An 8,814-nucleotide genomic window follows, 5' to 3' on the forward strand; every position below is an offset into this window, starting at 1 on the left:
TGGTAAAGGCGCTGGAGCCTACATTCGGCGGCATTAACCTGGAGGATATTAAAAGCCGGGAATGTTTTGCTATTGAGGAGCGCCTGAAAAAAGAGCTGAAGATCCCCGTTATGCACGATGATCAGCACGGCACCGCAATCATATCCAGTGCCGCTCTGCTGAATGCGTTGGAATTGGTAAAAAAGAAAATAGAAAAGGTAAAGTTTGTAATAAACGGCGCCGGCGCTGCCGCCATGGCCTGCGTAAAGCTGTACGTAGCTTTGGGCGCCAGGCCGGAGTACTTCATCATGTTCGACAAGAACGGCGTTATTACCAAACAGCGTACAGACCTTACTGAGATGCACCTGCAGTTTGCAACTACGGCTAAGGTAACGGACCTTGCAGGGGCCATGAAAGGCGCCGATGTATTTGTAGGCTTGTCTGTAGGCAATGTGGTAACCCCGGAAATGGTAAAAAGCATGGCCAAGCAGCCCATTGTATTTGCCATGGCCAACCCGGACCCTGAAATAGCCTATGAGCTGGCCATACAGGCCCGCCCCGATATTATTTTTGCTACCGGCCGCTCTGATTATCCCAACCAGGTAAATAACGTGCTGGGTTTCCCCTACATTTTCCGCGGTGCGCTGGATGTAAGGGCCACGCAGATCAATGAGGCCATGAAGCTGGCAGCCGTGCATGCCCTGGCCGGGCTGGCCAAGGAGCCGGTACCGGATATTGTGAACCTGGCCTATAATGAACGCAGCATATTTTTTGGCCCTGCCTATATTATTCCCAAACCGCTGGATCCGCGCCTGCTTAGCATGGTAGCGCCCGCAGTAGCCCGCGCCGCCATGGAAAGCGGGGTAGCCCAGAAAGCCATTACCAACTGGGAGGCTTACCGCGATGAGCTGAACCACCGCCTGGGCCTGGATAACCACCTGTTCCGTGTAATTGGCACCAAAGCCCGCCAGGATCCGCGTAAGGTGGTATTTGCAGAAGCAGATAACCTGAAAGTGCTGAAAGCCGCACAGGTAGTGCGTGATGAAGGTATAGCCTACCCCATATTGCTGGGTAATGAAGCCCGTATCCGCCGCCTGGCAGAGGAAAACGGTATTGAAATAGATGATACGGTGATCATTGACCCCAAGAGCGATGAAATGCAGGAAAAGCGCCACCACTTCGGGGAGCTGTTCTTTGCAAAGCGGCAGCGTAAAGGGTTTAATAAGTATGAGGCCAATAAGATCATGCGGGAACGTAACTACTTTGGCTGTATGCTGGTGGAAACCGGCGAGGCCGATGCCCTTATTTCCGGCCTTACCCGCAAGTACCCGGATACTATACGCCCGGCGCTGCATGTAATAGGTATGGAAGAAGGCGCCAAGCGCGTAGCCGGTATGTACATTATTAATACCAAACGCGGACCGCTGTTCCTGGCCGATACTACGGTGAACTTTAATCCCACCTCCGAAGAGCTGGCAGAGATCACTATGATGGTGGCCAAAGAAGTGCGCCTGTTCAATATTGAACCGCGTATAGCCATGGTCTCTTACTCCAACTTTGGCTCCAGCCCTACGCCGGAAGCGCAGATGGTAAGCAAGGCCCGTGAGCTGGTAAAGAAAATGGACCCTACCCTGATCGTAGATGGGGAAATACAGGCTGCCATGGCCTTTAACCAGGAAATTTTAAGAGACAGCTATCCTTTTTCCGAGCTGATAGGGGAGGAAGTGAACACCCTCATTTTCCCGAACCTGAGCGCCGGTAATATTGCCTATAACCTGCTGCAGGAAGTGGCCGGCTTTGATGCCATAGGCCCCGTGCTGCTGGGTATGAAAAAGCCCGTGCATATATTGCAGTTAGGCAGCACCGTACGGCAAATTGTGAACATGGTGAATATTGCCGTGGTAGATGCCCAGCATAAGTGCTGCAAGGAAGTAGAAGAGCCGAAGAAAAAGAAAAAATAATATGCGGATATGCAGATATGCAAATGTGCAGATGTGTGAGGGATAGTTCCGCATTTATTTGCACATTTGCATATCTGCACATCAGCACATTATGCAAAACATTTCCCGCAAAAAAATATTCTTTCCGCTCAACCCGGCATTCAGAAGGTATCTGAAGCTGTATGAAAGGGAATTGCAGCTGCCGGTATCCTATGAGGAGCTGCGGTATTACGAAAGCGGCATACCGGTATATGATAAAAGCGGGAAAGATACCTTATGGGAAACAGTACTGTACCCGCAAAGCATGGTAGGGCAGCTGCATGCAGGGCTGAAACGCATTTACTCCTTTCTGAAAGCCGGCGGCGACCAGGCCGCTGAAGAGCACCTGCACATAGAGCGTATTGATTACTGCACCTTTGGCAACTCGCACCCCTTCCGTATTAAGATCGTCAATAATTATAACGAGGTGTACGACTATTTTTATATTAAAATAGCTGATGCCTCCCGTATTTACGGCCTGGAGCTGGAACACATTCTTTCCCCCTACTGGATGAACTTTTTGGTGGACGGGAATACCCTGGTAGAAGAGCATATTGCCGGCGTGCCGGGCGATCAGTTCATTCTGCACTACCTGCAGCGGCCTGAGTTTAACCCAAAACGTATAGCCAAGGAGTTTGTAAAGTTCAATGAGCGCTGTTTTGTACGCCTGCTGGGCGATATGCGCTCCTACAACTTTGTGTTTGATATTACGCCGGATTTTGATGATGTGCAGTTCCGCATACGCGCGATTGATTTTGACCAGCAGTTCTATGAAGGCAAGCGCACCCTGTACATGCCGCAGTTCTTTAAAGAGAACCGGGTGTTTGTAGACCTGGCTATTAAGCACCTGAATGCCGAAGTGGTAAAGCAATACCAGCAGGAGGAGCGGGCGCTGATCGCCCGCCGTATTAAGGTGCAGCGCCACCGTATTAAGGACCTGCGGGATGTTATTATGACGGACCATGTATCTTTCCCGGAAAAAATTCAGCAGCTGGGCGATGAGCTGGCCCAGTATTATGAAGATCCTGTATTTGCCAAAAGCAAAACCATGGGCGAGATCATTGAGCGGAGCCTGAAGCGGCTGCTGGTAAAAAGCCTGAGATGATGTGCAAATGTGCAAATATGCAGATGTGCAGATGATAGGATACGCTTCATTTCATTTGCACATCTGCACATTTAACATCTGCACATTTTCTACTATCTTTGAAAATCTATGGAATTTAGATTCTTTTACCATTTTGGCGCTTATTTGCTGATGCTGAAGGGGATGTTCTCCAAACCGGAGAATCCGAAAATGTACTGGAAGCAGCTAATGCAGCAAAGCGTGGATATAGGCATTGGCTCATTAGGTATTGTGTTCATCATTTCCCTGTTCATGGGAGGGGTTACCACCCTGCAAACCGCTTACCAGCTGGTAAGCCCCATTATTCCCAAAGCCACCATCGCCCAGATCGTAAGAGATACCATTATCCTGGAATTTGCGCCTACCCTCACCAGCATAGTGCTGGCCGGCGTGGTAGGGTCTAAAATAGCATCGGAGCTGGGTAATATGCGCATTTCCGAACAAATAGATGCGCTGGAGATCATGGGTATCAACACCAGGGGATACCTGGTGATGCCAAAGATCCTGGGCGCCCTGTTAACCATTCCCTGCCTGGTGGTGATTGCCGGTTTCCTGGGTATCTGGGGCGGAAAAATGGCCGGTGTAATGGCCGGTATTATTTCCAATGATGAATTTATACAGGGCCTGCGCCAGGAGCTGAAGGTCTATAACATCTTTTTTGCCCTCAGCAAGTCGTACACCTTTGCATTTATCATATCCAGCGTATCTGCCTACTACGGCTACAATGTACAGGGCGGCGCGCTGGAAATAGGTAAGGCCAGCACTACGGCCGTAGTGGTAAGCTGCGTGCTGATATTATTTTCGGATTATGCGTTATCGGCAATATTGCTGTAAATAGTCCATGGACCGACGAAAGAAACTATGATCGAACTAAGAGATATTAAAAAGGGATTTGGTGATAAGGAGATACTGAAAGGCGTGTCCGCTACCATGGAATCCGGTAAGGTGAACCTGATCATTGGCTCCAGCGGCAGCGGTAAAACGGTGATGATGAAGTGCATAGTGGGCCTGATGGACGTTAATAGCGGTACTATCCTGTACAATGACCAGGATTTTACTGCAATGGACGAACACGGGAAGAAAGCTATCCGCCAGGAAATAGGCATGCTGTTCCAGGGATCGGCCCTGTTTGACAGTATGACGGTGGAGCAGAATGTGATGTTCCCCCTGGATATGTTTGGCAAAGGCAGCTACAAGGAAAAGAAGAAGCGGGTAATGGAATGCCTGGACCGTGTGAACCTGAAAGACGCCGCCAAACGTTTTCCCGCTGAAATAAGCGGTGGGATGAAAAAAAGGGTAGGTATTGCCCGCGCTATTGTGCTGAACCCCAAATATTTGTTCTGTGATGAGCCCAACTCCGGCCTGGACCCGCAAACTTCCCTGCTCATAGATAAGCTGATCAAAGAGCTGACCCTTGAATATACCATCACTACCGTGATCAATACCCATGATATGAACACCGTAATGGAAAGCGGGGATCATATCATTTACATGTACCAGGGTCAAAAACAGTGGGAAGGCAGCAATGAGGAGATCATTTTCTCAAAAGACGAGAAGCTGAACGACTTTATTTTTGCCTCCGAATTTCTCCGGGACGCCAAGGAAATGCGGCAAATGGAAATGTTCCGGGATAAGAACTGGCGCGACCGGCTGAATAAGTAGTTGGCAGTTGCCAGTGGGCAGTTGGCAGTCAGCGGGCGGTGCTACAACCTGAGTGAGCTACTTCGTACTGCCAACTGGCAACTGCAGACTGCCAACTTGCTATTTGGTATTTGGCTTTGGTAGTTTTATTTTTGCCCCCTGAAAAGGATTTAACTAATAATAGTATAACTAATAAACCAAGCGTAATGAGTGTTTTACTTAATAAGCAGAGCAAGGTGATAGTGCAGGGATTTACCGGTACAGAAGGTACTTTCCATGCTACGCAGATGATAGAATATGGAACCCAGGTAGTAGGTGGCGTAACGCCCGGTAAAGGAGGCTCCTCCCACCTGGAGCGCCCGGTGTTTAATACGGTTAAAGATGCCGTAAAAGCTACCGGAGCCGATGTATCTATCATATTTGTACCGCCTGCTTTTGCTGCAGATGCTATTATGGAGGCCGCTGAAGCGGGTATTGCGCTGGTAGTATGTATAACAGAAGGTATTCCCGTGCAGGACATGGTAAAGGCCAAAGCTTACCTGCAGGGCCGCGAAACCCGCCTGATAGGGCCTAACTGCCCCGGCGTTATTACTGCTGAAGAAGCCAAAGTAGGCATTATGCCTGGTTTTATATTCAAGAAAGGCCGCATTGGTATTGTATCAAAATCCGGTACGCTTACCTATGAGGCGGCAGACCAGGTGGTAAAAGCCGGTCTGGGTATTTCTACCGCTATTGGTATTGGCGGTGATCCCATCATCGGCACGCCTACCAAAGAAGCGGTAGAGCTGCTGCTGAACGATCCTGAAACCGATGGTGTGATCATGATCGGTGAAATTGGCGGTAGCATGGAAGCAGAAGCAGCTTATTTCATAAAAGAGCAGCGCGAAAAAGGTAATACCAAACCCGTTGTAGGTTTTATTGCCGGCCAAACCGCGCCTCCCGGCCGCCGTATGGGCCACGCTGGTGCTATTATTGGTGGTGCAGATGATACTGCTGCCGCTAAAATGAAGATCATGGCTGCCTGTGGTGTGCATGTGGTGGAAAGCCCTGCCAACATCGGTAAAACCATGGCAGAAGTGCTGAAGAAAGAGCTGGTGAAATAATTTAATGATTTGTTCATAAAGCAAGCGCCCCGGTTATCATTAACCGGGGCGCTTTTTTATTTGGAAGAAGTATCACTGCATAAAAGCAGGGCTTTGCGGCCATTGCAGAATGCGCACTACCAGCTCGCTTTTGGAATTTACATCCAGCTTGCGGTAAATATTCTTCACATGAAAACGCACTGTTTCAACAGAAATGTGCAACGCGCTGGCAATAAGCTTATAGCTGCCGCCATTCGTAAGGCGTTTTAATATTTCCAGCTCACGTTTACTAAGCAACGTAGTATAATTGCCGGGTTGCGCTATTACCAGGTCGTGAATAAATTGCTGCGTAATAAGCGGCGATAAAGGAAAACCCTGCTGCAGCAGCACATTACCGGTATAGACGGGCAATGCGGCATTAACTTCCTGCTTCAGCACATAACCATTAAAACCTGCTTTCAGGTAATTGATCACAATATTCAGGTCGCGGCAATCAGATATACCTACTACCTGCATGGTATTTGGCAGCGCATGCCGGTTACCCATAAAACGTATAAGGGCAGCGGCTTCGTAAGAATCAATGTCAATGAACAATAACAGCTTATCGCCAAATTCATTGCTAAGCTGCAGTACATGATCCAGGGTTGCCGCGTGTTTGCAAAACGCTTGCAGGTCAGGGATGGAAGTGATCAGCGTATGATGAAAATGAGGATCGGCCGTTATAATAACCGGCTGTAATGAACAGGCGGTAACGGATGGTGAGGGTCCCTCCAGATGCCTTGAAGAATGCTGCATATTTATTTCAAAGGATATGTTCGGGGTGATCAAAAGCCTCTAGTACCTTGTAAATTTATGGTAATGGAAAGGAATGAAAAAAAATATTATGGGTATCTTAACATAAAATACACCATACCATATGCGAAGCAAATTCCTTTGGATCCTTATTTTAGTTTGTTTTTATAAACCGGTTATGGCACAATACAATTATACCAATGAATGGAAAAAGGTAAGAGAGCTGGATGATAAAGGCCTGCCTCAATCTGCCCTGCAGGTAGTGGATGGCATTTATAAACAGGCGGTAAAAGACGGGCGCGATACGGATATTGTGGCCTCCCTTATCTTTCGCATAAAATACCAGGAGGACCAGGAGAATGGCCAGGTAAAGAACCTGGAAGAAATAAACCGGCAAATAAACCAGTTTAAAGACCCGGTACGTGCAATACTGCAAAGCATAAAAGGGGAAATGTACTGGCGTTACCTGCAAAACAACCGTTACCGCTTTTATAACCGCACGGCGCTGGCCAGCGATACGGCTACAGATATTACCAGCTGGGACATTAGCCGCTTAAACCGTGAGATCACCCAGGCATATACCGCCTCCCTGGAAAATACAGTGCTGTTACAAAAAACAGATCTAACAGTGTATGATGGCATCCTGGAAAAAGGTAATGCCCGTGCGCTGCGTCCTACGTTATACGACCTGCTGGCGCACCGCGCGCTGGATTATTTTAAGTCCGGTGAAAATAACCTGAACCAGGCCGCTAATTTATTTGAGCTGGACGATGTGCAGGCTTTTGCACCTGCGGCTGATTTTGCAGCGCATAGCTTTACTGCAAGCGATTCAACCTCCCTGCAGTTCAAAGCCATTTTGCTGTTACAGCAGCTGATCAGCTTTCATGCAAAGGATCATAACCGCGCCGCGCTGCTGGATGCAGACCTGGAGCGCATCAGCTATATGAACCAGGTAGGTGTAATGCCGGATAAGGAAGAGCTGTATCTAAAAGCCCTGCAGCAAATGCAGCAGGCTTATGCGCAGGAGCCGGAAGTAAGCCGCGTTATGTACATGCTGGCGCAGCTTTATTACCAGCAGGACCAGCAAAATAAAGACAGCGCCACCGGCAAAGCCGCACAGGCCGTGGCTTTGTGCAGGCAAGCCATACAACATGCGCCCACCAGCTATGGAGCCAGCAATTGCAGGCAGCTGCTACGGCAGCTGGAAGCCCATGAGCTGCAGCTAAGCACAGAGCTGGTGAACCTGCCGGAACAGCCTTTCCGCTCACTGGTTACTTACCGCAACCTGTCTAAAATATATTTGCGGGTAGCGCGGGTGAATGAATCGTTTATGGAGCAGCTGCGCAGCGCGCAAAATGATTACCGTGATACCACTAACCGTTACTGGCGCCTGATCATTGACAGAAAGCCCACCCGCCAATGGGAGCAGGCCTTACCGGATCCGGCAGATTACAGGGAACATAATACAGAAATAAAAGCAGAGGCCTTGCCATTGGGCCAATACGTGCTGTTGGCAGGCACTACGCCGGATTTTTCGATAGGAGAAAGCATCCTGGCCGTACAATTCATTCATGTATCACAGCTTAGCTATATTAACCGCGGTAACGATTACCTGGCCCTGCACCGGGAAACAGGCGAACCGCTTTCCGGCGTAAAGCTGCGTATATGGGAAATGGTGAGGGACAGCCAAAGCGGGCGTATGGTAAACGACCGCCTGCTGCAAAGCGCCACCACCAACAAAAACGGGCGCATTACTTTAGACAGGAGCGTGAATAAGCAGAACCGGAATGTGCGGCTGGAATGGAGCCTGGGAAAAGATACCCTGTTCACCGATAACTATAAATACCTGTACCGCTATTACAAACCGGAACCAAAGGAAAAGGAAAAACCACAAAGCTTCCTGTTCACAGACCGCGCTATTTACCGCCCGGGGCAAACAGTGTACTTTAAAGGAATTGTGGTTAAAACCAAAGATTCCACAGACATCAGCAATGCAGTAGCGGATTATAGAACCACGGTGCAGCTAACGGATGTGAACGGGGAAAAAGTAGATTCCATACAGGTAACTACCAATGAATACGGCGCTTACAATGGTAAGTTCAAGTTGCCCGAAGGTGGGCTGAATGGCGCGTTCCACATCGAAGATATTAATACTGACGGCAGCGCATATTTTTCAGTAGAAGAATACAAGCGTCCTAAATTTTATGTGGAGTTTGAT

General features: G+C 48.8%; 7 protein-coding genes. 6 read left to right on the forward strand and 1 reads right to left on the reverse strand.

Going from position 1 to position 8,814, the window contains the following annotated elements:
• The 5 genes from VIM87_RS23325 to sucD all read left to right on the forward strand — a co-directional run.
• Window positions 1–1,940 (forward strand): NADP-dependent malic enzyme (locus VIM87_RS23325; RefSeq protein ID WP_331999335.1); only part of this gene is annotated, 1,940 nt, incomplete at its 5' end.
• A 91-nt stretch (window positions 1,941–2,031) separates the two neighbouring features.
• A complete protein-coding gene (locus tag VIM87_RS23330; RefSeq protein ID WP_331999336.1) occupies window positions 2,032–3,063 on the forward strand; it encodes a hypothetical protein in 1,032 nt (343 codons plus the stop codon).
• A 108-nt stretch (window positions 3,064–3,171) separates the two neighbouring features.
• Window positions 3,172–3,915 carry an MlaE family ABC transporter permease gene (locus VIM87_RS23335; protein WP_089920392.1) on the forward strand — a complete coding sequence of 248 codons (744 nt, stop codon included), beginning with the start codon at window positions 3,172–3,174 and terminating at the stop codon, window positions 3,913–3,915.
• A 27-nt stretch (window positions 3,916–3,942) separates the two neighbouring features.
• Window positions 3,943–4,743 carry an ABC transporter ATP-binding protein gene (locus VIM87_RS23340; RefSeq protein WP_331999337.1) on the forward strand — a complete coding sequence of 267 codons (801 nt, stop codon included), beginning with the start codon at window positions 3,943–3,945 and terminating at the stop codon, window positions 4,741–4,743.
• A gap of 185 nt (window positions 4,744–4,928) precedes the next feature.
• Window positions 4,929–5,825, forward strand: coding sequence for a succinate--CoA ligase subunit alpha (gene sucD / locus VIM87_RS23345; protein ID WP_331999338.1), 897 nt, complete (start codon window positions 4,929–4,931; stop codon window positions 5,823–5,825).
• A 72-nt stretch (window positions 5,826–5,897) separates the two neighbouring features.
• On the opposite strand, the gene VIM87_RS23350 is transcribed toward sucD, so the two are convergent.
• A complete protein-coding gene (locus tag VIM87_RS23350; RefSeq protein ID WP_331999339.1) occupies window positions 5,898–6,599 on the reverse strand; it encodes a response regulator transcription factor in 702 nt (233 codons plus the stop codon).
• 175 nt (window positions 6,600–6,774) lie between these two features.
• Here VIM87_RS23350 and VIM87_RS23355 point away from each other — a divergent pair.
• Window positions 6,775–8,814, forward strand: a 2,040-nt coding sequence (locus VIM87_RS23355; RefSeq protein ID WP_331999340.1) for an MG2 domain-containing protein, incomplete at its 3' end; no start/stop codon positions are given.

The organism is Chitinophaga sp. (assembly GCF_036569125.1).
Taxonomy (GTDB): domain Bacteria; phylum Bacteroidota; class Bacteroidia; order Chitinophagales; family Chitinophagaceae; genus Chitinophaga.

Coding starts and splice junctions, on each gene's coding strand:
- VIM87_RS23350 (WP_331999339.1), bottom strand. CDS start 6,599: ATGCAGCATTCTTCAAGGCATCTGGAGGGACCCTCACCATCCGTTACC.
- VIM87_RS23335 (WP_089920392.1), top strand. CDS start 3,172: ATGGAATTTAGATTCTTTTACCATTTTGGCGCTTATTTGCTGATGCTG.
- sucD (WP_331999338.1), top strand. CDS start 4,929: ATGAGTGTTTTACTTAATAAGCAGAGCAAGGTGATAGTGCAGGGATTT.
- VIM87_RS23340 (WP_331999337.1), top strand. CDS start 3,943: ATGATCGAACTAAGAGATATTAAAAAGGGATTTGGTGATAAGGAGATA.
- VIM87_RS23330 (WP_331999336.1), top strand. CDS start 2,032: ATGCAAAACATTTCCCGCAAAAAAATATTCTTTCCGCTCAACCCGGCA.